At 70.4% G+C, this 23,980-nt stretch carries 27 protein-coding genes; 10 read left to right on the top strand and 17 right to left on the bottom strand.

The genetic code is table 11. From position 1 onward, the window contains the following. Window position 1 precedes the first annotated feature (1 nt). The 3 genes from ACIBJG_RS16080 to ACIBJG_RS16070 all read right to left on the bottom strand — a co-directional run bounded on the left by ACIBJG_RS16080 (window position 2) and on the right by ACIBJG_RS16070 (window position 3,814). A complete protein-coding gene (locus ACIBJG_RS16080; RefSeq protein ID WP_399308106.1) occupies window positions 2-1,021 on the bottom strand; it encodes an AAA family ATPase in 1,020 nt (339 codons plus the stop codon). 127 nt (window positions 1,022-1,148) lie between these two features. After that, the gene (locus ACIBJG_RS16075) at window positions 1,149-3,248 is read right to left on the bottom strand and encodes a trypsin-like peptidase domain-containing protein (RefSeq protein WP_399308104.1); all 2,100 of its coding nucleotides are present in this window, start codon (window positions 3,246-3,248) and stop codon (window positions 1,149-1,151) included. Continuing rightward, window positions 3,245-3,814, bottom strand: a complete 570-nt coding sequence (locus tag ACIBJG_RS16070) for a CU044_2847 family protein (RefSeq protein WP_399308103.1) — start codon at window positions 3,812-3,814, stop codon at window positions 3,245-3,247. The genes ACIBJG_RS16075 and ACIBJG_RS16070 overlap by 4 nt, the downstream gene beginning before the upstream one ends. Before the next feature lie 340 nt (window positions 3,815-4,154). On the opposite strand from ACIBJG_RS16070, the gene ACIBJG_RS16065 reads away from it, so the two are divergent. Further along, complete coding sequence (locus tag ACIBJG_RS16065; RefSeq protein ID WP_018535226.1) at window positions 4,155-4,337, top strand: DUF6104 family protein; 183 nt, start codon at window positions 4,155-4,157, stop codon at window positions 4,335-4,337. Between the two features lie 36 nt (window positions 4,338-4,373). On the opposite strand, the gene ACIBJG_RS16060 is transcribed toward ACIBJG_RS16065, so the two are convergent. After that, entirely contained in the window at window positions 4,374-5,270 is an 897-nt protein-coding gene (locus ACIBJG_RS16060; RefSeq protein ID WP_399308102.1) for a hypothetical protein, read from the bottom strand. Between the two features lie 164 nt (window positions 5,271-5,434). Here ACIBJG_RS16060 and ACIBJG_RS16055 point away from each other — a divergent pair, with 164 nt between their 5' ends. Both ACIBJG_RS16055 and ACIBJG_RS16050 read left to right on the top strand, forming a co-directional pair. Continuing rightward, window positions 5,435-6,292 (top strand): DUF4097 family beta strand repeat-containing protein, encoded by an 858-nt coding sequence (locus tag ACIBJG_RS16055; protein WP_399308101.1) that lies wholly within the window; start codon window positions 5,435-5,437, stop codon window positions 6,290-6,292. Window position 6,293: 1 nt separating this feature from the next. After that, entirely contained in the window at window positions 6,294-7,325 is a 1,032-nt protein-coding gene (locus ACIBJG_RS16050) for a helix-turn-helix transcriptional regulator (RefSeq protein WP_399308100.1), read from the top strand. Window positions 7,326-7,381: 56 nt separating this feature from the next. On the opposite strand, the gene ACIBJG_RS16045 is transcribed toward ACIBJG_RS16050, so the two are convergent. The 4 genes from ACIBJG_RS16045 to ACIBJG_RS16030 all read right to left on the bottom strand — a co-directional run bounded on the left by ACIBJG_RS16045 (window position 7,382) and on the right by ACIBJG_RS16030 (window position 10,595). Beyond that, complete coding sequence (locus tag ACIBJG_RS16045; protein ID WP_399308099.1) at window positions 7,382-7,957, bottom strand: Clp protease N-terminal domain-containing protein; 576 nt, start codon at window positions 7,955-7,957, stop codon at window positions 7,382-7,384. Beyond that, on the bottom strand, window positions 7,957-8,166 hold the full coding sequence (locus ACIBJG_RS16040; RefSeq protein WP_266782775.1) for a sigma factor-like helix-turn-helix DNA-binding protein: 210 nt from the start codon (window positions 8,164-8,166) through the stop codon (window positions 7,957-7,959). The genes ACIBJG_RS16045 and ACIBJG_RS16040 overlap by 1 nt, the downstream gene beginning before the upstream one ends. 38 nt (window positions 8,167-8,204) lie before the next feature. Next, a complete protein-coding gene (locus ACIBJG_RS16035; protein WP_399308098.1) occupies window positions 8,205-9,170 on the bottom strand; it encodes a zinc-binding dehydrogenase in 966 nt (321 codons plus the stop codon). A gap of 201 nt (window positions 9,171-9,371) precedes the next feature. Then, window positions 9,372-10,595: an NADP-dependent malic enzyme gene (locus ACIBJG_RS16030; RefSeq protein WP_399308097.1), complete on the bottom strand. Its 1,224-nt coding sequence runs from the start codon at window positions 10,593-10,595 to the stop codon at window positions 9,372-9,374. Between the two features lie 522 nt (window positions 10,596-11,117). Here ACIBJG_RS16030 and ACIBJG_RS16025 point away from each other — a divergent pair. Genes ACIBJG_RS16025 through ACIBJG_RS16015 form a run of 3 tightly spaced genes read left to right on the top strand, consistent with a single transcriptional unit; the run spans window position 11,118 to window position 13,826 of the window. Next, a complete protein-coding gene (locus ACIBJG_RS16025) occupies window positions 11,118-12,089 on the top strand; it encodes an ABC transporter substrate-binding protein (RefSeq protein WP_399308096.1) in 972 nt (323 codons plus the stop codon). A gap of 28 nt (window positions 12,090-12,117) precedes the next feature. After that, window positions 12,118-13,068, top strand: coding sequence for an amino acid ABC transporter permease (locus tag ACIBJG_RS16020; protein ID WP_399308095.1), 951 nt, complete (start codon window positions 12,118-12,120; stop codon window positions 13,066-13,068). Beyond that, window positions 13,065-13,826, top strand: coding sequence for an amino acid ABC transporter ATP-binding protein (locus ACIBJG_RS16015; protein WP_285564637.1), 762 nt, complete (start codon window positions 13,065-13,067; stop codon window positions 13,824-13,826). The genes ACIBJG_RS16020 and ACIBJG_RS16015 overlap by 4 nt, the downstream gene beginning before the upstream one ends. Before the next feature lie 66 nt (window positions 13,827-13,892). Here ACIBJG_RS16015 and ACIBJG_RS16010 read toward each other — a convergent pair whose 3' ends face one another. The 3 genes from ACIBJG_RS16010 to ACIBJG_RS16000 form a co-directional block, all read right to left on the bottom strand. Continuing rightward, window positions 13,893-14,648 (bottom strand): hypothetical protein, encoded by a 756-nt coding sequence (locus ACIBJG_RS16010; RefSeq protein ID WP_399308094.1) that lies wholly within the window; start codon window positions 14,646-14,648, stop codon window positions 13,893-13,895. Continuing rightward, the gene (locus tag ACIBJG_RS16005; RefSeq protein WP_399308093.1) at window positions 14,645-15,133 is read right to left on the bottom strand and encodes a SigE family RNA polymerase sigma factor; all 489 of its coding nucleotides are present in this window, start codon (window positions 15,131-15,133) and stop codon (window positions 14,645-14,647) included. Before ACIBJG_RS16005 ends, ACIBJG_RS16010 begins: the two co-directional genes overlap by 4 nt. A gap of 146 nt (window positions 15,134-15,279) precedes the next feature. Beyond that, window positions 15,280-16,041: a class I SAM-dependent methyltransferase gene (locus ACIBJG_RS16000; protein ID WP_399308092.1), complete on the bottom strand. Its 762-nt coding sequence runs from the start codon at window positions 16,039-16,041 to the stop codon at window positions 15,280-15,282. A 91-nt stretch (window positions 16,042-16,132) separates the two neighbouring features. On the opposite strand from ACIBJG_RS16000, the gene ACIBJG_RS15995 reads away from it, so the two are divergent. Beyond that, complete coding sequence (locus tag ACIBJG_RS15995; RefSeq protein WP_399308091.1) at window positions 16,133-16,762, top strand: CGNR zinc finger domain-containing protein; 630 nt, start codon at window positions 16,133-16,135, stop codon at window positions 16,760-16,762. Here the strand turns inward: ACIBJG_RS15995 and sodX are convergent. Beyond that, window positions 16,666-17,124: a nickel-type superoxide dismutase maturation protease gene (gene sodX / locus ACIBJG_RS15990; RefSeq protein ID WP_399308090.1), complete on the bottom strand. Its 459-nt coding sequence runs from the start codon at window positions 17,122-17,124 to the stop codon at window positions 16,666-16,668. The genes ACIBJG_RS15995 and sodX overlap by 97 nt on opposite strands. A gap of 180 nt (window positions 17,125-17,304) precedes the next feature. On the opposite strand from sodX, the gene sodN reads away from it, so the two are divergent. After that, window positions 17,305-17,700 carry a superoxide dismutase, Ni gene (sodN, locus tag ACIBJG_RS15985; RefSeq protein WP_219567071.1) on the top strand — a complete coding sequence of 132 codons (396 nt, stop codon included), beginning with the start codon at window positions 17,305-17,307 and terminating at the stop codon, window positions 17,698-17,700. Window positions 17,701-17,947: 247 nt separating this feature from the next. On the opposite strand, the gene ACIBJG_RS15980 is transcribed toward sodN, so the two are convergent. Next, window positions 17,948-18,646 carry a hypothetical protein gene (locus ACIBJG_RS15980; RefSeq protein WP_399308089.1) on the bottom strand — a complete coding sequence of 233 codons (699 nt, stop codon included), beginning with the start codon at window positions 18,644-18,646 and terminating at the stop codon, window positions 17,948-17,950. Window positions 18,647-18,811: 165 nt separating this feature from the next. Between ACIBJG_RS15980 and ACIBJG_RS15975 the strand changes: the two genes are divergently transcribed. After that, complete coding sequence (locus tag ACIBJG_RS15975) at window positions 18,812-19,330, top strand: DUF2716 domain-containing protein (protein WP_399308088.1); 519 nt, start codon at window positions 18,812-18,814, stop codon at window positions 19,328-19,330. 91 nt (window positions 19,331-19,421) lie between these two features. On the opposite strand, the gene ACIBJG_RS15970 is transcribed toward ACIBJG_RS15975, so the two are convergent. The 4 genes from ACIBJG_RS15970 to ACIBJG_RS15955 form a co-directional block, all read right to left on the bottom strand. Further along, window positions 19,422-19,967: an HAD domain-containing protein gene (locus ACIBJG_RS15970; RefSeq protein WP_399308087.1), complete on the bottom strand. Its 546-nt coding sequence runs from the start codon at window positions 19,965-19,967 to the stop codon at window positions 19,422-19,424. A 15-nt stretch (window positions 19,968-19,982) separates the two neighbouring features. Beyond that, window positions 19,983-20,675 carry a class I SAM-dependent methyltransferase gene (locus ACIBJG_RS15965; protein ID WP_399308086.1) on the bottom strand — a complete coding sequence of 231 codons (693 nt, stop codon included), beginning with the start codon at window positions 20,673-20,675 and terminating at the stop codon, window positions 19,983-19,985. Continuing rightward, on the bottom strand, window positions 20,676-21,587 hold the full coding sequence (locus ACIBJG_RS15960; RefSeq protein WP_399308085.1) for an aminoglycoside phosphotransferase family protein: 912 nt from the start codon (window positions 21,585-21,587) through the stop codon (window positions 20,676-20,678). Between the two features lie 83 nt (window positions 21,588-21,670). After that, window positions 21,671-22,420, bottom strand: coding sequence for a hypothetical protein (locus tag ACIBJG_RS15955; RefSeq protein ID WP_399308084.1), 750 nt, complete (start codon window positions 22,418-22,420; stop codon window positions 21,671-21,673). 203 nt (window positions 22,421-22,623) lie between these two features. Here ACIBJG_RS15955 and ACIBJG_RS15950 point away from each other — a divergent pair, with 203 nt between their 5' ends. Next, on the top strand, window positions 22,624-23,979 hold the full coding sequence (locus tag ACIBJG_RS15950; protein WP_399308083.1) for a tetratricopeptide repeat protein: 1,356 nt from the start codon (window positions 22,624-22,626) through the stop codon (window positions 23,977-23,979). Window position 23,980: the final 1 nt, after the last annotated feature.

Raw genomic sequence — 23,980 nt, 5'->3', positions numbered from 1 at the left:
GTCACCTCGGCCGGTCGAGTCGCTGGATGAGCAGGTCGGCGAGCCGGTCGCGGCCGGTCGGAGCCGCAGCCTGGGTGAGGTAGATCGCGTTCAACAACTGGTCCGTCGCCAGGAGTTCGCTGCGCGAGCGCTCCAGGAAGAGCGTGATGAGATCCTCGCTGGATCGCGCCGCCTCCTCGCCCAGATGTGCCTTGACGAACGCCGCCAGCCGCTTGTGGTCGGGCCGCCCCAGCTCCAGGTGAATGCAGCGGCGCATCAGCGGGGCGGGGAAGTCCCGCTCACCGTTGCTCGTGAGCACCACGAACGGGAACGCCCGGCACTGCACACGGCCGCCCTTGATCCGCACCTTGTTGCCGTCGTGGTCCAGTACGTCCGCCTCGCCGTCGGGCAGCCGGTCGGCGATCCGCTCCAGCTCGGGGATGGCGAACTCGCCCTCCTCCAGCACATTCAGCAGATCGTTCGGCAGGTCGATGTCGCTCTTGTCGAGTTCGTCGATGAGAAGCACCCGCGGCCGGTCCGAGGGGAGCAGCGCGGTGCCCAGCGGTCCGAGCCTGATGTAACTCCCCACGCTCTGCGCGGAGTCGGCACCGGAGCCGTCGTCGGCCGACGCGTGCGAGGCGATCTGTACGTCCTGCAGCCGCGCGATCGCGTCGTAGTGGTAGAGCCCGTCGAGCAGGGTGGTGCGGCTGACCACGGGCCAGCGCAGCACCTTGCCGAACTCCAGCTCCCGGGCGACGGAGTGGGCCAGGGTGCTCTTCCCCGCCCCCGGGTCCCCGGTGACCAGCAACGGGCGCCGCAGATACAGCGCGGCGTTGATCATTTCGAGCTCCTCGGCGCCCGGCCGGTGCTCCTCGGCGATCCGCCCGGGAATGCCGAGCCGGCGGTCGGCCGACTCGCTCCCCTCCGCCCCTGCGGACGCACCGGCGAAATCGCGCCAGGGCGGCGGGGGCGGCAGTTGCGCAACCTCGTCGTGCGGTTCGCCGATTCCTCGGTAGATGAGCCACTCGCTGGGTTCACTCATAGCGTGTTCCTCGTTGTCACTCGCCTGCGGGCGGCCGCCGTCGAACGTGCCTTACCGTAGCGAGCCGGAGTAACCGCCGTAAGGGGATGGCCTGTTCGGCCTCCCGGGCGATGTGGAAAGCTTCGCGTCACGGTGCCTCCAGGAACTCGTCGGGATCCGGCACGGCTTGGTTCGCATCTGCGTAGTACAGGGCGATTCCGTCGGACCAGAACATTTCCGTACGCCCTGCCCCCACTCCCCTTCTCAACTCATGGATCTTCCAAGGCAGCCGGTCCGGGGTACGGGCGTCCGCCACGGCCTCGGCCACGCGGCGATGGAATTCCCTGCAGAGTGAGTCCGCCTCCGCGGGCCGCCGCTGCAGCAGGGCGGCCTCGAAGCCGGCGTCGAGCAGCCGCACCACTCCGGCCGTGGTGTCGGAGTCCGGCCGGCTGCCGTAGCGGCAGAGCACCGGCACGGTGCCGTGCGCCAGGGCTCGCAACCCCGTCACATCCGGTACACGTACCCTCAAATCGTCCTCGCAGTCGACGACTTCGGCACGGATGGCCACCCCCTCCCCCGCCCAGGCGTCCCGGCGTCCCGGCTGCTCGTCGACCGGCCCCCGGTGGGAACCGCGCAGGACCACCGGGCGTACGGCCCCGAGCGGCAGTCCGTTCGTGGGGAGCACCCACTCGTCGACCGGCAGTCCGAACAACTGGGGTGCCACGACCACCTGGAGCATCGCCGGACTGCCCGGCTCGTCGCACCGCCGGAAGGCCTCGGCGAGCGCGGCGGCGAGCCGGTCGGGGACCGTGCCGAGCAGGGCGCCCCGGCTGTCCATGTCGATGGGCTCCGCCCCCGAGGCCTGCCGGCCGACGGCGACCCGCCAGTCGTACTGGTCCCGGGCCCAGCCCTGGAGGTCCACGTTCAGCACGACACTGTCGCGTTCCCCGTACAGGACGGGCTCACTCGCCGGTGGGCGGCCGGACTGCTGGCGATTCTGCTCCAGGCGCAGGCGAATGCCCGCCCACTCCATGTCGAGCTGCCGGCGCAGGCCCCGCGGGAGCTCGACGTCGGCGATCTGCTTCACCCACCCCCACAGCTCCTTGGCGTTCGTGACGGAGAGCTGCCCGCAGGGGCGGTCCGCCGCGAGGACGCCCATGCAGTAGCGCACGATCAGTTCGAACCGGGCCCGCCGGGCGCGGACACCGGCCTCGTACAGAACCCCCAGACCGTCACGCCAGCCGCGCGGGGCCGGACGGTGGTTCCGGGAGTAGACGTCGGGCAGGCCGTCGAGGAGCGCGAGCAGGCTGCGGGTACTGGCCGGCGGCGGGAGTTCGGCCAGTCGCCCGAGCAGAGCCGCGCGCAGCCTGGGACCGAGGATGCCACCGGGGGGCAGCGGCCGTTCGCTCTGCACGTCGGTCCACGTCCGCTCGGCGCCGACCGCGCTGTTGTGCCGGTCCGCGTGGTAGCGGTCATGGGCATGGAACACGGACTGGTAGATGTCGTCGGTCTCGGTCTCGATGGGCGTGGACGGCACCTCCAGGGTGCGCAGCCGCTCGATCCCGACGGCCATACCGCCCTGCTGCCTGTCCAGCCGTGACTTGACGACTCCGACGACCTCGCCCCGGGCGAAGTCGATCACGGGGCCGCCGGACATGCCCGGCTGCACCCAGCCCTCGTCGAGGAGGACGACCTGTTCCACGTCGTCGTCGGCGCCGTAGGCTCCGTTCGCCCGGTAGGCGCCGTTGAACAGCTTCAGGCCACCGCCGGGTGATTCGACCCATCCCACGCAGCGGATGTCGCTGCCGTGGCGCAGGGCCCCGGAACGCTCGGCGACGTACACGCACGCGTGCTCGACGGGCCGGCGGAGCTGGATGAGCGCGAGGTCGGGGGCTGGCCACCCGGCCGTCCCCGGCGGCCGGGTGCCGGGCATCGCGACGACGACCTTGCCGGGGACCTCGGTGAGTTCGCCGCTGTACCGGTCACCTCTGAACACCACGTTCACCACACCCCCTTCCCCCCGCACCGCCACATGCGCGCACGTCAGGATCCAGCTCGGAGCGATGAAGAACCCGCTCCCCAGGAACTCCCCCGACCCCCCTCCCCGGGCCTCCCCGCCCGGTTCGTCAGGGGCATACCCGGACGCCGGGCGATGGATGCGTACGGTGGCGTCCTCCACGAGGCCGATGAGAGCAGCGTCCGACTCCTCCTGGCCGCCCCCTGCGCCCCCGTCGCCGCCCGGGGTCATGCCCCGCCACCGCCGGCGCCGTCCGCGCCGTCCGGGTGTGCCGGTGCGCCGGGGGCTGCCCCGGCGGGCGGAGACGGGGGTGCGGGCGCCGGTGGCGCCGGTGGCGCGAACGGAACCGGCGGCACAGGCAGCGGAGGCACGGCACCCGGAGGCGCAGGTGCCTGAGCGGGTACGGGTGCGGGCGCCGGCGGGGGCGGATCGACCGGCGGCCCACCGCCGTTCCAGGTGAGCGTGACCTTGATCGCGCCCTTCGCCTCGCCGTCAGCCAGCAGTCCGACGATCTTGCCGGACTTCGCGGTGAGCTCGATCCCGAACTCGACGCTGACCTCGTCCGGCCGCACCGCACGCAGCGGCACGGCGAGCGAGCGCGCGACACTGGTCACCACCGAGTGCAGACTCTCGACCCGGGCCTGCACCTGGTCGGTGAGGTCCCCGAAACCGGTGTCCGTGAACGTCAGACCACCGGACTCCGGACGGTCCAGCTCCTCGGCTCCGGAGATCCGTGCCCAGACCGGTGTGCCGTCCGGCATCTCGATGCGTGTGATCCGGGCCCCGCTGTCGTCCATGACGCCCCCCGTTTCCCAACTACCCGCAGGTTAACGGCCGTAGCCGGCCGATGCGAGGCACATGGACCATCACGCGGGGAGTCGGCTGCCCGGTTCTCGGCGCGTACGCCCCCAATTGCCGGACCATCCAAGAGGGTCCGGCAATTGGGGGGGGCGGGTGAAGGAGTGGGCTGGGTCGTGCAGCTGCAGGGCGGAGGATTGAGCCATGGCGAATGGGGCCTCCCCTGCTCGAGCGCAGCCGAGAGCTCGGGGAACCTGGTGATTGACGACAACGCCGCAGGTGTGCGTGACCAGCCCCGCGACGCCGCCCCCCGATTGCCGGACCCTCTAAACTTGCTCCATGTACTTCACCGACCGCGGTATCGAGGAGCTGGAGAAGCGGCGAGGCGAGGAAGAGGTCACCTTCGAGTGGCTCGCCGAGCAGCTGCGTACGTTCGTCGATCTCAATCCCGACTTCGAGGTGCCGGTCGAGCGCCTCGCCACCTGGCTGGCCCGGCTGGACGACGAGGACGACGAGGACTGATCAGCGGTTCGCAAATGATCAGCGGTACCCGAATGATCAGCGGTACGTGGACTGACCGACGAGGGGCGTCCAGGGGCCGCCCCTCCCCTCGCCCGGCTCCTCGTCCCTGATCCGGTCGTACGCGAGGCCGAGCGCACCGTGCACCATCAGCAGCGCCCCGGCGAAGACCCATCCGCCCCTGCGCCGGCCCGCTCCCCAGAGGGCGATCGGGAGCCCCGCCGCCAGCTGGGCGCCCGCCAGGGCGCGGGCCCTGGGGCCGCGCATCCAGGGCCCCAGGGGGCTGCTCTCGACCGCTTCGAGTTCGACCTTGACCACGTCGCGCCAACCGGTCCACGCGATCCGCTCGGCCTGCGGCCACGCGTCGGCCCCCGTGACCAGCCGGCCGGAGGGCTCGCCGGGATCCAGGCCCGGCGGGAGTTCCAGCCCGATGCGGGCGAGCACGGCGAGCAGTCCGCGCAGCCGGGCCCGGGCGTTCGCCTCCGGATCGGGGCGGGTCAGGGCTTCGAGGGCCTGGACGTCCAGCACGGGATCGAGGCCGAGCCGCTCGGCGAACGTACGCATCGCCTCGTCCTCACCCGCCGGGGTCCCGTCGGCGAGCCACACGTAGCCGACGGGGCGGCGGAATCCCGCGGCCAGCGTGTATCCGGCCCGGTCACCGTCCCACCACAGGGCCAGGACCGGCCAGGTCGAGCCGACCGCCAGCGCGGTGGCCCAGCCGCCGAGCACCCGGTCTACGGGCTCGGCGGCCTCCCCCGGCGCCGGCTGTCCGCCGCTCCCGCGCTGCCAGGGCGTCCCTTCCGGTACGAGGACGCTCCAGCCCTCCCCGGCGGGCGCGAGCAGCATCCGCTCACGCAGCAGATGGGCGACCGGCCGCACCGTATCCGGTTCGGCCCGGCACAGCAGCAGTGCTCCCACGGGTGATGTCGCGTCCATGCCCCACACGGTAGGTCAGATTGCCCGCATTTGACGCACTCTGCTCCGCCAGTCACCTCACCCCTCCCCGCTGACGCACCTTGACTTCCACGATCCGCGATATATCGTGTTCTGCAAGAGACGCGATATGTTGCGTCATCCGCGCTCCCCAGGAGGTCAGATCCATGCCTGTGTCGACGTGGGCCATCGCCGAGCCTCGCAGGCTCACCTTCGACGAACCCGTGACCGCGCTCAGCGTGCGCATCGTCAACGGAACGGTCAACGTCGTCGGCACCGACGAACCGACCGCCAGGCTGGAGGTCTCCGACATCGAGGGGCCACCCCTGATCGTCACGCAGCAGGACGGCGTCCTCACCGTCGCTTACGAGGACCTGGCCTGGCAGAGCATGCTCAAGTGGCTCGACCGCAAGGGCTGGCAGCGCCGCGCGGTCGTCTCCCTCGCGGTCCCGGCCGGGTCGGCGGTGGAGGTCGGCGTGGTCGGCGCCGGAGCCTTCGTGTCCGGGGTCCGCGGTCGTACGGACGTACGTGGCGTCACCGGCGACACCACGCTCGTCGGACTCGCCGGACCGGTCGGCGCGGAGACCGTCTCCGGCAACGTGGAAGCCCAGGCAGTCACCGGCGAACTGCGCTTCCACTCGGTCTCCGGCGACCTGACCGTCGTCGAGGGCGCCGGGGCCTCGGTGAAGGCGGAGTCGGTCAGCGGCAACATGGTGCTCGACCTCGACCCGACCGGGAAGCCCACCGACGTCCGGCTGGCCACCATCTCCGGCGCGCTCGCCATCCGCCTGCCGCACCCGGCCGACGCGAAGGTCGAGGCGAACACCGCGAGCGGCTCCGTCTCCAACGGCTTCGAGGATCTTCGGGTCAGCGGACAGTGGGGCGCGAAGAAGATCACCGGCACGCTGGGCTCCGGAACCGGGACACTGAGGGCGACGACGGTCTCGGGATCGATCGCCCTGCTGCGCCGCCCACCGGCCGAGGACGATCCGCACGACGCCGAGCCGACCGGAAAGGTGCTCTGACATGCCCCCCGTATTCGCCCACGGCCGCCTGCGCCTCTACCTGCTGAAGCTGCTCGACGAGGCCCCCCGCCACGGCTACGAGGTGATCAGGCTCCTCGAGGAACGCTTCCAGGGCCTGTACGCCCCGTCGGCGGGCACGGTCTACCCGCGCCTGGCCAAGCTGGAGGCGGAGGGCCTGGTCACACACGCCACGGAGGGCGGCCGCAAGGTCTACTCGATCACCGACGCCGGCCGCGCCGAACTGGCGGGCCGCACCGGCGAGCTCGCCGATCTGGAGCTGGAGATCAGGGAGTCCGTCTCCGAGCTGGCCGCCGAGATCCGCGACGACGTCAGGGGCGCGGCGGGCAAGCTGCGCAGCGAGATGCGCGCCGCGGCCGACGAGTCGCGGCACACGGGCTCCTCGCGGCCGGGCGGCAAGGCCGGCAAGGCGTCCCCCTTCGGCGATCTCGGCGACCTGGGCAACTTCGGCGACTTCGGTGACAAGGAGGCCTGGCGCACCGCTAAGGAGGAGCTGCGCAAGGCGAAGCAGGAATGGAAGGAGCAGGCCCGCCGGGCGAAGGACGAGTCCCGCCGCGCCCGCGAGGAGGCCCAGCAGGCCCGCCGCCAGGCCAAGGAGGCCCAGGACAGGGCGCGCGAGCAGATGCAGAACGCCGCGCGCCAGGTCCAGGACCACTTCGCCCGGGGCGACTGGCCGGCAGGCGTACGGGAGGGGCTGGCCGAGATCACCGGCCAGCTGGGCGGCTTCGCACGTACGGGCAACTGGCCCCCGTACGTGAAGCCGGATGTCGCTGAGGACGGCCTCGCCGCCCCGGTTGACGCCGATCCGGACTGGGGCAGGGACGCGGGCGGCACCGGTGACCCGGCCCGCGACCTGGACCGCCTGCTCGACCGCTTCCGCGACGACATCCGTGATGCGGCCAGGGACCGGGGGGTGACGGAGGACCAGCTCACGGAGGCCCGCCGCCACCTCTCGACGGCGGCTGCCCACATCGGGGCGCTGCTGCGGAAGGACACCGACGGCACCGCGAAGTAGGGCGCCGGCAGCGGGGCGGCCCGGGGAGCGGGAACACTCCCCGGGCCGCGCCGCGTTCAGCCCGCCTTGCGTTCCTGGCGCGCGTCGCCGTCCCCGTACAGCGCACGGTTGACCGTCTCGTACGTCGCGCCGTGCTCGGCGAGCACGTCGGCGACTACCCCGGGGGACGCGGTGAGGGCCAGCAGGAGGTGCTCCTCGCCGATGAAGCGGTCACCGCGGCCGAGTGCGATCCGCAGCGACTTCTCCAGGATCTTCTTGGCCTCCTTGGTGAACGCACGGGTGCCCGGCCACCGGCGCCGTTCCTTTCGGTCGCCGCGCAGGGCCCCTTCGCCGTGCGCCTCCTCGATGCGGGAGACGATCGCGGTGAGATCGATGCCGATGCCGGCGAGGGCGTCGGCGTCGGCCCTGGTCATCCCGCCGCGCCTGCGTGCGTCGGCGAGTGCGGCCTCCACCGAGGCCCTGCGGTCCGTGAGGCCCAGTGCGGCGACGGCGAACGACGCCCGGCTGCCCTCCTGGTCCAGCAGGGCGAGCAGCAGGTGTTCCTCGGTGACCGAACCGGCGTCGGCCCGTTCGGCATGGGTCACGGCGCCGGTCACGGTGGCGCGGGCACCCTTGGTGAATCGCTCGAACATCAATGCCTCCCGTACTTCTTGTGCACGGCCTGCCGGCTGACGCCCAGTTCGGCCGCGATCTCCTGCCACGACCAGCCCTGGACACGGGCGCTTCTGACTTGTACGGCTTCGAGCTGCTCCAGCAGCCGCCGCAGCGCGGCGACCGACCGCAGCCCCACGCGGGGGTCGCGGTCGCCGGCGCGCTCGGCGAGATCCGTTGCTTCGGTCATGGTGTCAACTTACGTTGACACCATGACGCACGTCAACCCTAGTTGACAGTCAGCACGATCTTCCCGAACTGGTCACCCGAGGCGAGGCGCTCGAATCCCTCGGGGGCACGGTCCAGCGGCAGCACCTCGTCGATGACGGGACGCACCCCCGTCGTGGCGCAGAACGCCAGCAGGTCCTCCAGCTCGTCCTTGGAGCCCATGGTCGAACCGACGACCTTCAGCTCCAGGAAGAAGATGCGGGTCAACTCGGCGTGCGAGGGCCGGTCGCCGCTGGTCGCCCCGGAGATGACCAGCGTGCCGCCGGGGCGCAGGGACTTGACGGAGTGGGACCAGGTGGCGGCGCCGACCGTCTCGATGACGGCGTCGACCCGGTGGGGCAGCCGTGCGCCCGGCTCGTACGCCTCGATCGCACCGAGTTCGACGGCCCGCCTGCGCTTGGCCTCGTCGCGGCTGGTGGCGTAGATCCGCAGCCCGGCGGCCCGGCCGAGGACGATCGCGGCGGTCGCGACACCGCCGCCGGCACCCTGGACCAGGACGGAGTCGCCGGGCCGCACCCCGGCGTTGGTGAAGAGCATGCGGTACGCGGTCAGCCAGGCGGTGGGCAGACAGGCGGCCTGCTCGAAGGTGAGCTCCTTCGGCTTGGGCAGCACGTTCCAGCTGGGGACGGTCACCTGCTCGGCGAACGTGCCCTGGTAGCGCTCGGTCAGGATGGAGCGGGGCTCGTCGGGGCCGACCCCGTGCCCGGTCTGGCCGATGACGGAGTGCAGGACGACCTCGTTGCCGTCCTGGTCGGTGCCCGCGGCGTCGCAGCCGAGGATCATCGGCAGCTTGTCCTCGGCCAGGCCGACGCCGCGCAGGGACCAGAGGTCGTGGTGGTTGAGGGAGGCGGCCCGGACGTTGACGGTGGTCCACCCGGCACGCGCCTCGGGAGCCGGGCGTTCGCCCAGCTCAAGGCCGTTGAGGGGGTGGTCGCGGTCGAGGCGGGATGCGTAGGCGGCAAACATGGGGCCGACGATAGGCGGGGCCACGGGCGGGCGTAACCGGCTGCGGGTGTGACACGCACCGCGCGTGTCAGCGACCGGCCCCGGCCGGTTCGTTCGAGCGCCGGAGGGGCACAATCAAGCCCCTCCGGCGCTTGAGGAGCGCGGGTCCGGGGGCAGCGCCCCCGGAAAGGCGCCGCGCCCGAACCCCCGCACTCACGCACCTCAGCGCCGGGACACACCCTCCGCCCGCGCCGCGGCGGCCACCGCGGCCGTCACCGCCGGGGCGACCCGCTCGTCGAACGGCGACGGGATCACGTAGTCGGCGGCCAGCTCGTCGCCCACCACGTCCGCCAGCGCGTTCGCCGCGGCGATCTTCATGCCCTCGGTGATCCGCGACGCCCGCACCTGGAGCGCGCCGGCGAAGATGCCGGGGAACGCCAGCACGTTGTTGATCTGGTTCGGGTAGTCCGAACGCCCGGTCGCCACGACCGCCGCGTACTTGTGCGCGATGTCGGGGTGGACCTCGGGGTTCGGGTTCGCCATGGCGAAGACGAAGGCGCCGGGCGCCATCGAGGCGACGGCCGGCTCCGGGACCGTACCGCCCGAGACGCCGATGAAGAGGTCCGCGCCGGCGAGCGCGTCCGCCAGGGACCCCGAGATCCCTGCCTTGTTGGTGAGCTCGGCCAGCTCCCGCTTGACCTCGGTCAGGTCGTCGCGGTCCCGGCTGACGATGCCCTTGCGGTCGGCGACGGCGACATCGCCGATCCCCGCCGCCAGCAGGAACTTGGCGATGGCGACCCCGGCCGCACCCGCGCCCGAGATGACGCCGCGCAGCTCGCCCAGGCCGCGCCCTGACAGCTTCGCCGCGTTGCGCAGGGCCGCGAGGGTGACCACGGCCGTGCCGTGCTGGTCGTCGTGGAAGACGGGAATGTCGAGCCGCTCCTGGAGCTTGCGCTCGATCTCGAAGCAGCGCGGCGCCGAGATGTCCTCCAGGTTCACGCCGCCGAAGGACGGGGCGAGCCGGACGACGGTCTCCACGATCTCGTCCGCGTCGGTGGTCGCGAGCGCGATCGGCACCGCGTCCACACCGCCGAACTGCTTGAACAGGATGGCCTTGCCCTCCATCACCGGAAGGGAGGCCTCGGGGCCGATGTCACCGAGACCGAGCACGGCGGTGCCGTCCGTCACGACGGCGACGACCTGGGACTTCCAGGTGTAGTCGTGGACGAGCTCGGGATTCTCGGCGATCGCGCTGCACACCTTCGCCACGCCGGGCGTGTACGCGAGGGACAGGTCGTCCTTGTCCCGGATCGGGACGGTGGCCTGCACGGCCATCTTCCCGCCCCGGTGGAGCGCGAAGGCCGGATCGAACGGCTCGTCGGTGGTGCCGGCTGTCGTGCTGTCCGTGTTGCTGTCGCTGCGAGGATTGACGATCTCCGCTGCCATGGTGTTGACCCCTTAAGTCTTCATCGTTCGAGGGTGGCCACTCCTGGTTGAGGAGGGGTGGGTGGGCACCGCGTACGTTCCCCGCGCTGGGCGATCGGTCCGCCTCTGCGGGGAGGAATTCATACGCGCGGGCGCGCCGCACACGCGCCCTGAGCCCCGGATGAGGGGTGTAAACGTCCTTCTTACCGGACAGGCCACACCGCAGACGAGTCGGTATCCCCACGGTGACACGTCTCATAGTGGGACATACACACAAGTCGGCCAGTCGACATGAAACCCGCCCAGAGCAGGTCCTGGGCAGGGGATTTTCCGGCAGGAAGAAACGATTCCAGGGAAAGGTCCGGCCTTGATGTGCCGGCCCACTGGGTTCGGGGGTGTCCCGTTACCCGATTTTGACATGCTGCGCCCCCTGATTGGGCTAGTCCGAATGGCAAGATGCCGTAATCACACAAGGCGGCGACACTCGGCGCCGTGTGCCATACCGCCTGGTTACACCCCCTTCACCTGCCGGAGGAACCCCTCATGACCGCACGTACCACTCGTCGTACGACCGCGAAGTCCCGGATCGCCGCGGTCGGCGCCATCGCGGTCGCCGGCACCATGCTGCTGACCGCCTGCGGCGACCAGACGAAGAACAACTCCAGCGACTCTGCTTCGCCCAAGGCCGGCGACGGCGCGTCCTCCTCGGCCTCCGCCGCCGCCCTGCTCCCCGCGGACATCAAGTCCAAGGGCGTCATCAAGGTCGGCTCCGACATCGCGTACCCGCCGGTCGAGTTCAAGGACGACTCCGGCAAGACGGTCGGCATCGACCCCGACCTCGCCGCCGCGCTCGGCAAGGAACTGGGCGTGGAGTTCCAGTTCGAGAACGGCACCTTCGACACCCTCGTCACCGGTCTGCGCGCCAAGCGCTACGACCTGGCGATGTCGGCGATGACCGACACCAAGGACCGCCAGAACGGCATCGACCCCGAGACGAAGAAGAAGGTCGGCGAGGGCGTCGACTTCATCGACTACTTCACCGCCGGTGTCTCGATCTACACCAAGAAGGGCGACGACCAGGGGATCAAGACCTGGGCCGACCTCTGTGGGAAGAAGATCGCCGTCCAGCGCAACACCGTCTCGAACGACCTGGCCAAGGCCGAGTCCAAGAAGTGCACCGGCGGCAAGAAGATCGCCATCGAGTCCTACGACAACGACCTGCAGGCCCAGACCCGGCTGCGTTCCGGCGGCGCCGACGCCGGCTCCTCCGACTTCCCGGTCGCCGCGTACGCGGTGAAGACCTCGGGCGGCGGCAAGGACTTCCAGATCGTCGGCGACCAGGTCGAAGCCGCCCCGTACGGCATCGCCGTCGCCAAGGGCAACGACCAGCTCACCAAGGCGATCCAGGCCGCGCTGGACGCGATCATCAAGAACGGCGAGTACGGGAAGATCATCGCCAAGTGGGGTGTGGAGGCCGGCGCGGTCACCGAGGCCAAGCTGAACGGCGGATCCTGACCGGATCCGGCCCTGAAAGGCATCAGCCGTGACTGACATCGAGAAGACGGGCCCGGTCGACCGGTCGCCCGCACCCCCCACACCGCCGGCCGGACCGGCGGCGATCAAGGCCATTCCGGTCCGGCACTACGGCCGGTACGTCTCGGCGGTCGTCGCCATCGCCGCGCTCGTCGCGATCATCTACGCCTTCAGCCAGGGAAAGATCAACTGGGGCGCGGTCCCCGACTACTTCTTCGACGACCGCATCATCAAGGGGGTCGGCCAGACGCTGCTGCTGACCGTCCTGTCGATGGTGATCGGCGTGGGCGGCGGCATCCTGCTGGCCGTGATGCGCCTGTCGAAGAACCCGGTGACCTCGTCGATCGCGTGGTCCTACATCTGGTTCTTCCGCGGAACACCGGTTCTGGTCCAGCTCTTCGTCTGGTTCAACCTGGGTCTGGTCTTCGAGTACATCAACCTCGGGCCGGTCTACAAGGACTACTGGTCGAGCTTCATGACGCCGCTGCTGACGGCGCTGCTCGGCCTGGGCCTCAACGAGGCCGCGTACATGGCGGAGATCTGCCGCGCCGGTCTGCTCTCGGTCGACGAGGGCCAGACGGAGGCCTCGCACGCGCTCGGCATGAGCCACGGCAAGACGCTGCGCCGTGTCGTGATCCCGCAGGCCATGCGGGTGATCGTGCCGCCCACGGGCAACGAGGTCATCAACATGCTCAAGACCACGTCGCTGGTGGCGGCCGTACAGTTCTACGAGCTCTTCAAATACGCCCAGGACATCGGGCAGGCCTCCGGGGCCCCGGTGGAGATGTACTTCCTCGCCGCGGCCTGGTACCTCGTCATGACCTCGGTCCTGAGCGTCGGGCAGTACTACCTGGAGAGGTATTACGCCCGCGGCTCCAGCCGCAGTCTGCCGCCCACCCCGATGCAGAAGATCAGGGCCAACCTGCTGTCGCTGGGCCGCCCGAAGGGAGGCATGGCATGACCGCCATGGTGAAGGCCGAGGGCGTCCACAAGTCCTTCGGCGCCGCACACATCCTCAAGGGCATCGACCTCGAGGTCGCCCCGCGCGAGGTCTTCTGTCTGATCGGCCCGTCCGGCTCCGGCAAGTCGACCTTCCTGCGGTGTATCAACCACCTGGAGCAGATCAGCGCCGGCCGGCTGTCCGTCGACGGCGAGCTGGTGGGCTACCGCCAGAAGGGCGACAAGCTCTACGAGCTCAAGGACAGCGAAGTCGCCCTGAAGCGCCGCGACATCGGCATGGTCTTCCAGCGCTTCAACCTGTTCCCCCACATGACGGCGATCGAGAACGTCATGGAGGCCCCCGTCCAGGTCAAGGGCGAGTCCAAGGCAGTCGCCCGGGCCCGTGCCGAACGTCTCCTGGACCGCGTCGGCCTGTCCGACAAGGCGAAGAACTACCCCTCGCAGCTCTCCGGCGGACAGCAGCAGCGGGTGGCCATCGCCCGGGCGCTGGCCATGGAGCCGAAGCTGATGCTCTTCGACGAGCCCACCTCGGCGCTCGACCCGGAGCTGGTGGGCGACGTGCTCGACGTCATGCGCGGCCTCGCCGAGGACGGCATGACGATGATCGTCGTCACCCACGAGATGGGCTTCGCCCGGGAGGTCGGCGACGCGCTGGTCTTCATGGACGACGGCGTGGTGGTCGAGTCGGGCCACCCGCGCGACGTCCTGACCAACCCGCAGCACGACCGGACGAAGTCGTTCCTGTCGAAGGTGCTGTAACTGCGAGCACGCGCGCGGGGGCGGTACGGGCCGACGGGGCCCGTACCGCCCTCGCGTACGTACGCGCTACTTCACCGGCAGCAGCTCCGGCCTGAGCATCAGCGTCCGCAGCTGCGCCCGCGTGAGCGGCGGGGTCCTGAGCAGCGGCCCCAGCGCGGCGTCGCCCTCGAACCCGGTGCTGGCCCGCACGGCCAGCCGCCTGCCGTCCTTGAGCGTGAGCCAGCCCGACAGCTCCGGGCCCCACTGCGCGAAGCTGCTGTGAATGAGGGTCTTCGGGTCGTTCCAGATGGTCAGCACCCTCCCGTCCGGCAGCTCCTCCCGGACGCAGTCCTTACGCTGCAGCGCCCCCGCCCCTGCGCACACGTTCGTGTTCCGGAGGAAGCCGGGAGGTGCCATCCCCCCCACTTCGAGGAAGCCGACGCCGCCGCCCCTGCGGACCGCGTAGAGCCCGCTGAGCGGCCCGCCCGAAGGCTCCACGATGTGCTGAGCCGTCCCGCCCACTTTGAAGATGTCGCGCGGCGACACCTGCTCGACCGAGCCGACTCCCTCGGGCAGCAGCTTGATCAGTTTCCGGGCCCGCGCGGTGTTGCCGGCGACCTTGCCGGGGGCCGCGACCGAGGACGCCCGCGGCGCCTCTCCTCCCGCCGAGATCCCGGGCACCACGAACGCACCCGCCGCCACCGCGCACACCGCCGCCGCCGACACCGCGACCCGGCGGCGCCTGCGTACCCGCGCCGCCCGCGCGTAGACCTCCTCGGTGCTGATGACCGGCCGCCCCGCTTCCTCGGCGGCCCGCTCCAGCAGCTCCCGCACGTCGTTCATACCAATTCCTCCGCCATCTCGGCGCGCAGCGCCGCCAGCCCCCGAGCCGCGTGGCTCTTGACCGTGTTCTCCCGCATCCCGAGCACCTGGGCCGTGGCCTCGACGCTCAGGTCCTCCCAGAAGCGCAGCACCAGTACGGCCCGCTGCCTGGGCGTGAGCCGGGCGAGTGCCGCCCGTATCGCGAGGCCGGTGTCCGTGTCGGGTGCGTGGACCGCCCGCTCGGGCAGTTCGCCGTACGACTGCTCGCGCCGCCAGAACCGGCGGCGGGCCGCGATGAAGGTGTTGATCAGGGTCTTGCGCGCGTACGCCTCGATGTTGTCGAGCCGCCCGTACCGCCGTCCGCCGAGCACCACCTTGACCAGCGTCGCCTGGACCAGGTCCTCGGCCTCGTGCCGGTCGCCGCAGAGCAGATACGCGCTGCGGAAAAGTGCGGTGCGTCTGCTCTCGACGAAGGCGTGCAGCGCGTCGTCGTCATCGCTCCGCATCGTCAGTGTCCCTCCCCCTGGTCCGCGGGCGCGGACCGTCTCACCCTTCCAGTGCGGTGGGACGCAAGGCGGGTTGCGGCAGTAGGCCAAAAAATGGCGGGGCGGCACGGACCGTCGTCCGCACCGCCCCGCCCCGCATGGTGCCGCTACTTCACCGCGAGCACCAGACTGTCCGAGGGGGAGGACCAGACGGCCCGCGCCTCGGCGAACCCGGCCGCGCACAGGGTGTCCGCATGCCATGCCGCGGATGGCGTGTCGCCGTCGGCGTGCTCACCGTAGATCTCGAAGCGCTCGGCGGTCGGCCCGGCGAGCACCGGGTCCTTCGCGGCCAGTGCCCACCAGTCCGCCCAGTCCAGGACCCCGGCGCCCTTGGCCCGGTCCATGCCGGCGTGCCGGTGGGCGCGTTCGGCCGCGTTGATCCGGGGAGTCCCCGTCTCGATCATGCGGTCGGCGTTCATGAACACGCCGCCTTCCCGGACGAGCCCGCCGATCTGCCCGTAGAGGGCGGTGAGCGGTTCGCTGTGGAGCCAGTGCAGGGCGGTGGCGGTGAGGACGGCGTCGTACGAGTCGTGGGGCAGCCGCTCCGTCCACCGCGGGTCCTTGAGGTCGGCGGTCACGAAACTGACGCGCTCGTCGCCGGCGAAGGTGCCGCGGGCGATGGCGAGCAGCGCGGGGTCGAGGTCGACGCCGGTGCTGGTGGCCTTCGGGAACCGCCGCAGCAGCCTGTCCGTAATACTTCCCGTACCGCACGCGAGGTCGAGCACCCGCGGTTCCGGGCCTGTGAAGGCCTCGACCATGTCGAGCATGACCCGGAAGCGTTCCTCGCGGTCGGGCAGGTACCACTCCTGCTGCCGGTCCCAGCTGCTTTGCCAAGCCTGCCAGTCGGTGCCCGTCACTGATTCCGTCACCCGAAACCTCCATGTAATACCCTGGGCTGGCAGCAGCCCATTACATCGTCATCGTCGCCCCGACCTTAGACCGACCCGGTAAGGACTACAAGTGGAACTGGCCTATTACTCGGACTATGCCCTGCGCCTGGTCAACACCGAGGAGCCGGCCCGCAACAAGGACGCCCTCACCTCGGTCGACGCGGTGCGTGAGCTCTTCGGCGCCAACGGGCAGGCGGCACGGCGGGCGACCGACGCGGACGTGACCCGCTTCCGGTCCGTACGGGCCCGGCTGCGCGCGGTCTTCGAGGCGGCCGACGGCGGCGACGAGACGCTCGCCGTCGACCTGCTCAACTCGCTGCTGCTGGAGTTCCCGGTCAGCCCGCAGATCTCCGGGCACGACACCCGGGACTCGGACGGCAAGCCGGACTGGCACATGCATCTGTCCGACCACCCGTCCAACGCCACGGCGGGCTACGCCGCGATCGCGGCGATGGGTCTCGCCTTCCACCTCACGTCGTACGGCGTGGACCGGCTCGGCCTGTGCGAGGCGACACCGTGCCGCAACGCCTACCTCGACACCTCGACCAACCGCTCGCGCCGCTACTGCTCGGACCGCTGCGCGACCCGCGCCAACGTGGCCGCCTACCGGGCCCGGAAGCGCCTGGAGACGGAACGGGCGGCGGAGACCGGCCGCAGCGCGGAGACCGCCCAACCCACCACGCCGCGCACCGAGCGCTGATCCTTCGTCAGCGGCCGGTAGCGGGCCCGGACCCTGGCCAGGACGAGGTCCTCGGGCACGGTCCCGTAGTCCGTGCTGTCCCCGCCCGCGAAACTGTTGTCACCCAGCACCCACCAGCCACCGGCCCGCCGCTCCACGGCCCGCTTGACCACCAGCAGGTCCTGCTGGAACGGGTGCCGCAGGATCACCACGTCACCGGGGCGCACCGGCGCCCCGTACTGCACGAGCAGCCAGTCCCCGTGGTGAAGCGTGGGCACCATCGAAGGCCCCGTCACCTCCACCACCTGGAACGGGACTCTCGCCGCCAGCCCCCGTCCGGGCTGGTCATCGGTCAGCTCCGGCACCTCCGGCACCTCCCGCATCTCTCCGGCACCTCCACGGTCCGTCCAGTACACCGTCCCCCACAGGGTTCCGTGCATTCGGCCACTGGTCCCATCCTCACCCTGGACTTTTGGCCTAAGCCCACGGGGGCACCCGCTAAATCACGCCTCTCACGGAGTAATGTCCCACCTGAGAAGACGATCACGAGGAAGGACAGCCCCATGCTTTCCCGCCTGTTTGCCCCCAAGGTGAAGGTCAGCGCCCACTGCGACCTCCCCTGCGGCGTGTACGACCCGGCCCAGGCCCGCATCGAGGCGGAGTCCGTCAAGGCCGTCCAGGAGAAGTACCAGGCCAACGAGGACCCGCACTTCCGGGCCCGCGCGGTGGTCATCAAGGAGCAGCGCGCCGAGCTCGCCAAGCACCACGTCTCGGTGCTGTGGAGCGACTACTTCAAGCCCCCGCACTTCGAGAAGTACCCGGAGCTGCACCAGCTGGTCAACGACGCCCTCAAGGCGCTGTCGGCCGCTAAGGGCTCCACGGACCCGGCCACGGGCCAGAAGGCGCTCGACCTGATCGCCGAGATCGACAAGATCTTCTGGGAGACCAAGAAGGCCTGATCTCCGGTTGGGCCGCCCGACCCCCGATATCGCGGGTCGCGTCGCCCGTACCTGACCGCACCCGGTCCGCGGGGCGCCGATGACGGCGTCCGTCGCGGACCGGGTGCGGTCTTTTTTTCTCCTGGCCGCAGATGGGCGTGGATCCGCAGGGTGGCGACGGCGGAAGCGCGGCCGGGGACCAACTGAACCCGCTTGACGCTCGCTCCGCCGTGGGTGCTTTCCGTTCAGTTCCTCATGGCATAGCGCATCAGCTGGAGCGCTGAGCGGCTGCCTGAAGGCGCTCATAGAGGAAGGGGGCGTCGAGACATGTGTCGATGACACGATCGCGCACGTCGGTGAGAAGCCAGCCCAGCAGTTCGGCAGTGGCGTCGTACTCATCGTAGAAGCCCAGGCGCAAGTCAGTGATCTCGAACTCGAACATCACGTCGTCAACGAGGTCTGCCAAGTGCGCATCGGCGGCTGGGGTATTGGTCGCGGTCCATACGTTCAGCCAAGGACGCAGGCTGTTGGTGGCCACGGTGATGACGCTGAGGGAATCCCTGACGGGCACGGGGCTGGGGTGAGTATGCAGCGTGCTCTGCCACCAAGCGGACCAGACGTCCTGCAGGGCCTCGGCCAAGGGCAAGTCCCAGGTGGCCCAGCCCGCGTGGATCAAGCGGGAGGCAATGAGCTCCTCGTCGATGTGGAGCCTGCCTGTGACGAGTAGGCGAATGATGCGCGGGACGAGGTGACGATAGAGACGAGGAAAGTCTTCCCAATGATCAGGCGTCTTTGCGGCAACCGAGGAAACCAGGTCGTCGCCTATGAGGTGCAGCGGGCCGGAGAGTTCGGCGAAGTCGCGATCGCCGTAGCAGTACGTGCATCCTGTGACGAGGAAGGAACCTTCTGAGGCGAAGGCGTGGTCCAGGGCATCGAGAGCTGTCATGAGCTGCTCAGAGCAAGACATGAAGACCTGCCGGGGGACTCCGTCCGGGTGACCGGCGAAGATCGCAGGCTATCAGGCCGTCCCCCGCCTCTCACGGAATACCTTGATGGCCCGAGTCGAGGGAAGCGATGGTCCGTGAAGGATCCGTCTCCGATCCTCACACGGGCGACTCGATAGGGTCGGGCCATGATGGAGAGCCCCGTGGTCGAGCTACTTGAGACCGAGTACCGGCGCGTTTGGGACCGCTTCTACGACGAGTTCACGTTCCGGCCGAGTACGAGTTCTCTCAAGTGGCCGGCCATCAAGGAGCCCGTCGCATCGGTTGCCTGGAGCCTTGCCGCGCTTGACGACGACCCTGAATACGAGCGGTTGGACCGCTTGGTCGAGGTGGTCGAGCAGGGGCTGACTTCCTGCATTGGCCCGAGCGGAACGCTGCTCGCGCTCGACTGGCAGCACACGTCGTATCGCTTGGCACCGCTGGGCGTCGGTGGCCCGGGGCAGTCGGCCTGGCCTTTGAGCCCGTACCCCGATGGGGATTACTACATCTACCTCTCGGAAGACTTCCGGATGGGCAGTTTCGGGCACCCCTGGGAACAGTCGCTCTGTCTGTTCGGTCAGGAATTCCTCGACGCCGCATCCGCGGAGGTGGAGAAGCTCCTCGGCCAGCCGATCCGTAGATCCGGCAGGGCAGTCGGCACCGCCTGAGTCGGGCCCCGACTTCACAGGCGCCCAGAGAGTCAGACCCCACAGCGCATCCTGATGCCCTCGCTGCTCGCGGCAGCGAGGGCATCAGTCGTCAAATGGCGCGGGCTGTGGGCAACTGCGCGACCCACTTCGTCACCTCGGTCAGATGCTCGGGCTGCAGCCCGAGCTGCGGGTCGGGCTGAACGATCAGGGTCGGCGTTCCCCTGGCGGTACGCTCCGCCGCCCAGGCGCAGTCGAGGCTGGTGAAGTCGTCGTCGATCCAGATGGCGGGAGCGTCTGCCAGCCAGACCTCGACGTGGTCGCGTTTCCAGAGGTAGCCGTCGGGGTGACTGGTAGTGATCTGGGGGCGAGGCAGGTCGAGGTAGGGGAAGTCGGGCAGCCCCAGGAGAGGACCGATGATCGTGGTGGCGTCCCTGCGCCAGCTCGTGCACCACACGGGGGTGACGAGTCCGCTGGTCAGGAGGTCGGTGAGAAGGACGCCCTGGCTCGGGTTGAGCCAGATGGGGACGGGGTCGTCGGGGTGTCGGCCGGTGGGCAGGACGGTGTGGCGGACGTGGGTGGGCGGGGTGCTGCCGTCGGCGGCCGGGAACGGTATGAGGACGCCGTCGATGTCGAGGAGCAGGTAGGGCGGGGTCATCGTTGCCTCCGTCGGTCAGCTTTTGCGGGCGGTGATCAGGAGGGTGGTGGGCCACGGGTCGCGGCGCGGGTGCCGCAGCTCCACCGTCGAGGTGATGCGCAGGCCGGTCCGGGAGAGGTGGGCGTCCCAGCGGCGGGCGTCGAACTCCCATCGGGCGAGGGGCAGTCGGGTGCGGTCGGGCATGGTGACGTAGTCCTCGCGCGGACGGTCGTCCGTGGATGGATGTCTTCCGGCCCGTGCCGGGTGAGGAACGGAGAAGGCCAGGACTCCGCCCGGTTCCAGGCGTCGGGAGATGGCGGCGAGGAGGAGCTCGGGGGCGACGAGGCCGACGGCGCCGAAGACGGAGTAGATCGCGTCGAAGGTCCGGCCGGTGGCCTGCAGGTGGTGCAGTGCGTGCCCGGCGGCGAACGTGACACCGTCGATGTGGCCGTAGTGGGAGCGGGCCCGGCGTACCTGGAGGCCGATCAGGTCCACGCCGGTGGCGCGGGCCTGGTGGTATTTCGCGAGGTGGGCCACGTTGTGGCCGGGGCCGCAGCCCAGCTCCAGGACGGGTTTGCCGCACAGGTCCCGGCCCAGGATCTCGGCGCCGGGACCGATGCCCGCGTGGGTGCTCCACTCCATCCGGGCCCGTGCAGTGAGGGCGTGCGCGGGAGCGGCGGCTGTGCGTTGGGCTGCGTGGGCGTACCAGGGGGAGATCTGGGCGAGCACCTAGACCTCCAGGAGTTGGGCCACGTCGCCCAGGTGGCGGCGGACGACGGGGATGTACGCGGGGTCCTTGGCCGGGTCGTCGATCCAGCGGATGGCCTGCTCCATGAACCACTCCACGGCCCACATGCGGTGCCAGCCCAGGGCCCATGCCTCTGCGGCCAGGCCGCCCCGCGCGGCGAGGGCGTCCTCGTGGCCGCCTGCGGTGACGTATTGCTCCAGGAGCACCCGCATTCGGAAGGGGCTCGGTACGTCGGTGGTGCCGTGGTACGAGGCGAGGTCGATCAGGCCGGGGCCGGTGAAGGCGCGTGCGAAGTCGAGGAGGTGCCAGCCGTTCTCCCCGATGTGGATGCTCGTGGGGTGGAACTCGGAGTGGACCCAGCCGAACGGGTCGAGCGTCGCCCCCTGGACGCGGGTCTCGGCTGCGGCGGAGATCTTCCCCAACGCCGTCTCGATGTCGTCGCAGTCCGCCCATCGGTCGGTTTTCCGGAGCCGCTGGAGGTGATCGAGGGCCCGGCCGGGCAGGGCCGCGAGGCCCGCCCCGTCGAGGAGGGGTAGACCGCCCGCCGGGCGGGCGGCATGGAGCATGACGGCGGCGGCGACGCCGTCGAGGTCGTCGGCGTCCCGTACGGGAGTGCCGAGGTCGTCCATGAGCATCCCGAGCCACTTGTCCTGCATGGCGGTGGCGTGGAGGGCGGGGACCGGGAGGCCGCGCTGGTATGCCGCCCGCAGTGCCTGGGCCTCGCGGTCGAAAGGTTCCTTGGCGTACTTGAAAACGGCCGTAGTGCCGTCGGGGAAGGTGACGCGTTCGACGCCGGACATGCCCCAGACGCGAATCTCGGTACGTTCGGGGAGGGGCTTGCCGACGAGGGCGCACAGGTCGTCCAGCAGGGTGGCGGACAGGCTCTGGTCCATGTGGGTCTTCTCCAGGGGACTGGTGGGCTCCGGGGCGGGCGGCGCGCGAGCCGGCCCGCCCCGGAGCCGTACTGGGGGCGGGGCTACTCGGCTGCGGTCACGCGGTGGACGTAGACCTGCTCGATCCAGCCCGCCTTGAACTCGGCCAGGTCGTCACGGAAGTTGGCCATCGAGGCACCGTAGGGCGCGACGACGCCGCCGGACTGGTCCGGCACGGACTGGCAGCCGTGCACGAGCCGGCCGCCGAGCGCGGCGTGGGCCTTGATGGACTCGATCCGGCGGTGCTCGTTGAACCAGCCGCCGTGGTAGACCTCGTCGAGCATTCCGCCCGTCGCGTCGTCAAGGTCGAAGACGACGGAGGTGGCGGCGGGGAAGAACCAGCACGGGCCGACGTTGGAGATGTGCCCGTCCACCTCGACCTTGTTGAGCGCCATCAGCGTGGCCGCCTCGCGCAGCATGCGCAGGTGGTCGGCGGTGACCTGCGGGAGGCCGAGGCCGGCCAGGTGCTCCTCGCGGAAGAGGTACGAGTACACCCCGTACGCCGTCGCCAGCACACGGGCCGCGTCGGACGTGGACTCGCTGTGCTGCTTGATGAAGTCGAGCGCGAGCTGCTCGACCGCGCTCTCGGTAGTCTCGTCCACGTCCAGGAGCTGGGCCTTGACCAGCTCCCAGTCGGCGACGAGCCAGGTGCTGGACTCGAAGCGGAAGAAGTACTCGGCCGGGTCGATGGTGATGCGCCGGCCGTCGACCTGGATGCCGGGCAGGCGGTTCCAGCGCGGGTCGAAGGCGTCGGGCAGCTCGACCGTGATGGTCGCGGTGTCGATGGTGGTCACCGTGTCTCCGTCTCTGATCGTCCGGGCCCGGGGCACAGGAATGCCCGAGCCCGTTGGGGCGTACGGCACTTGGGGGCCGCCCGGCCCGCGATGCCGTGAGTGGGGCGGCTGTCGATAAGTGAACCGCCCGCTACGCAGAGTGGGTACGGTGTGAGCGAGGCCAAGCGGTATACACGGTTTACGGATCCGGAGCGGAGGCGATCGTGTCGACACCGACCAGCGCCAACTCCCGCCTGCGCGACACGATCAACGCCGCCGGGTGCACGTATGACGCGCTCGCCAAGGATGTACGCCGCATCGCCGCCGAGAACGGCGAACTGCTCCAGACCAACAAGTCGGCCATCTCCCACTGGGTGGGCGGTGCCCGCACGCCGACTGGCCAGGCAGGCCAGTACCTCGCCGAAGCCCTCTCACGGCGGCTGGGACGCGTCGTCACCCGAACCGAGCTCGGCCTCCACTCACCCGACACGCAGTCGCCACCGGGCACCGACCCCGTCACCGCGGTCACCGACCTCGGCCGCGCAGACGTCGAACGCCGCCGCTTCCTTGCCATCGCCGCCTTCACCACGGCCGGCGTGGCCATGCCGCTCCTGCACGACCACGAAGCCACCTCCCGGATGCTCCGCGCCCGCACCGCCCGCTCCCTCGTCGGCAGCGACGACATCGATGTCGTACGACAGATCACGGCGGCCTTCAGCGCCGCCGACGAACGCCTCGGCGGCGGCCACGGCCTGACCACAGTCACCGCCTACCTCGCCGACACAGCAGCCCCCATGCTGCGCGGACGCTTCCCCACAGAAGCCTTACGCCAGGCCGCCTTCGGCGCCGTCGCCGAACTCGCCTACCTCGCAGGGTGGAAGCACCACGACCTTGGACACGAAGGCGCTGCCCAGCGCTACTACCAGGTCGGCTACCAGCTCGCCTGCGAAGCCGACCCCCACGGCCACGCCGCCTGGATGATGCGCGCCCTCGCCCACCAGTCCCTCAGCCTCAAGCAACCCCACCACTGCGTGGACCTCGTCAAAGGAGCCCTCACCCGCGGCCTCGGCCACGTAGACGGCCAAACAGAAGCGCTCCTCCACATCACGCACGCTCGCGCCTACGCAGCGGTCGGCGAGAACCCATTGGCCGCCCGCGCTCTCCTCGCCGCCGAAGACGCCCTCCTGCGCGAGGACGGTCCCCAGCCCAGCTTCTCCCGCGTCAGCGGTCCCGCCGCCGGCACCGTGGCCAGCCACACCGCCCGCACGCTGACCGACCTCGCCGACCACATCGGTACGGAACAGCAGCACCGCGACGCCCTCACCCGCTGGGACCCGGAGAAGTACAAGCGCGTCCACGCCCTCACCCATGCCGACCTGGGCGACAGCCTCGCCGCCCAGGCCCGAGCCGATGAAGCTGTCGCGGCCTGGACCCAGGCCCTGGTCCTCATGGAGGGCATGACCTCCGACCGCACCCGGAAGGCGATCACCTCGATCCGCTCGACGCTCGCGATCTACCAGCGCCGCCGCGTCCCCGGCGCCGCAGATCTCGCCCGCCGAGCCCGCGAGGCCCTCGCCTAAC

It is taken from the genome of Streptomyces sp. NPDC050422 (assembly GCF_044458665.1).
Classification (GTDB): Bacteria; Actinomycetota; Actinomycetes; order Streptomycetales; family Streptomycetaceae; genus Streptomyces.
Note: the sequence above shows the minus strand (reverse complement) of the source record. Positions and strands in the feature narration are given on the sequence as shown.

Bases quoted from the DNA above. Each gene is read 5' to 3' on its own strand.
- ACIBJG_RS16030 (WP_399308097.1), bottom strand. From the start codon at position 10,595: ATGGCAGCGGAGATCGTCAATCCTCGCAGCGACAGCAACACGGACAGC.
- ACIBJG_RS16065 (WP_018535226.1), top strand. From the start codon at position 4,155: ATGTACTTCACCGACCGCGGTATCGAGGAGCTGGAGAAGCGGCGAGGC.
- ACIBJG_RS15975 (WP_399308088.1), top strand. From the start codon at position 18,812: ATGATGGAGAGCCCCGTGGTCGAGCTACTTGAGACCGAGTACCGGCGC.
- ACIBJG_RS16055 (WP_399308101.1), top strand. From the start codon at position 5,435: ATGCCTGTGTCGACGTGGGCCATCGCCGAGCCTCGCAGGCTCACCTTC.
- ACIBJG_RS16050 (WP_399308100.1), top strand. From the start codon at position 6,294: ATGCCCCCCGTATTCGCCCACGGCCGCCTGCGCCTCTACCTGCTGAAG.
- ACIBJG_RS16025 (WP_399308096.1), top strand. From the start codon at position 11,118: ATGACCGCACGTACCACTCGTCGTACGACCGCGAAGTCCCGGATCGCC.
- ACIBJG_RS16010 (WP_399308094.1), bottom strand. From the start codon at position 14,648: ATGAACGACGTGCGGGAGCTGCTGGAGCGGGCCGCCGAGGAAGCGGGG.
- ACIBJG_RS16075 (WP_399308104.1), bottom strand. From the start codon at position 3,248: ATGACCCCGGGCGGCGACGGGGGCGCAGGGGGCGGCCAGGAGGAGTCG.
- sodN (WP_219567071.1), top strand. From the start codon at position 17,305: ATGCTTTCCCGCCTGTTTGCCCCCAAGGTGAAGGTCAGCGCCCACTGC.
- ACIBJG_RS16040 (WP_266782775.1), bottom strand. From the start codon at position 8,166: ATGACCGAAGCAACGGATCTCGCCGAGCGCGCCGGCGACCGCGACCCC.
- ACIBJG_RS15980 (WP_399308089.1), bottom strand. From the start codon at position 18,646: ATGTCTTGCTCTGAGCAGCTCATGACAGCTCTCGATGCCCTGGACCAC.
- ACIBJG_RS16060 (WP_399308102.1), bottom strand. From the start codon at position 5,270: ATGGACGCGACATCACCCGTGGGAGCACTGCTGCTGTGCCGGGCCGAA.
- ACIBJG_RS16045 (WP_399308099.1), bottom strand. From the start codon at position 7,957: ATGTTCGAGCGATTCACCAAGGGTGCCCGCGCCACCGTGACCGGCGCC.
- ACIBJG_RS16005 (WP_399308093.1), bottom strand. From the start codon at position 15,133: ATGCGGAGCGATGACGACGACGCGCTGCACGCCTTCGTCGAGAGCAGA.
- ACIBJG_RS15970 (WP_399308087.1), bottom strand. From the start codon at position 19,967: ATGACCCCGCCCTACCTGCTCCTCGACATCGACGGCGTCCTCATACCG.
- ACIBJG_RS16080 (WP_399308106.1), bottom strand. From the start codon at position 1,021: ATGAGTGAACCCAGCGAGTGGCTCATCTACCGAGGAATCGGCGAACCG.
- ACIBJG_RS16035 (WP_399308098.1), bottom strand. From the start codon at position 9,170: ATGTTTGCCGCCTACGCATCCCGCCTCGACCGCGACCACCCCCTCAAC.
- ACIBJG_RS15960 (WP_399308085.1), bottom strand. From the start codon at position 21,587: ATGGACCAGAGCCTGTCCGCCACCCTGCTGGACGACCTGTGCGCCCTC.
- ACIBJG_RS16015 (WP_285564637.1), top strand. From the start codon at position 13,065: ATGACCGCCATGGTGAAGGCCGAGGGCGTCCACAAGTCCTTCGGCGCC.
- ACIBJG_RS16070 (WP_399308103.1), bottom strand. From the start codon at position 3,814: ATGGACGACAGCGGGGCCCGGATCACACGCATCGAGATGCCGGACGGC.
- sodX (WP_399308090.1), bottom strand. From the start codon at position 17,124: ATGCGGGAGGTGCCGGAGGTGCCGGAGCTGACCGATGACCAGCCCGGA.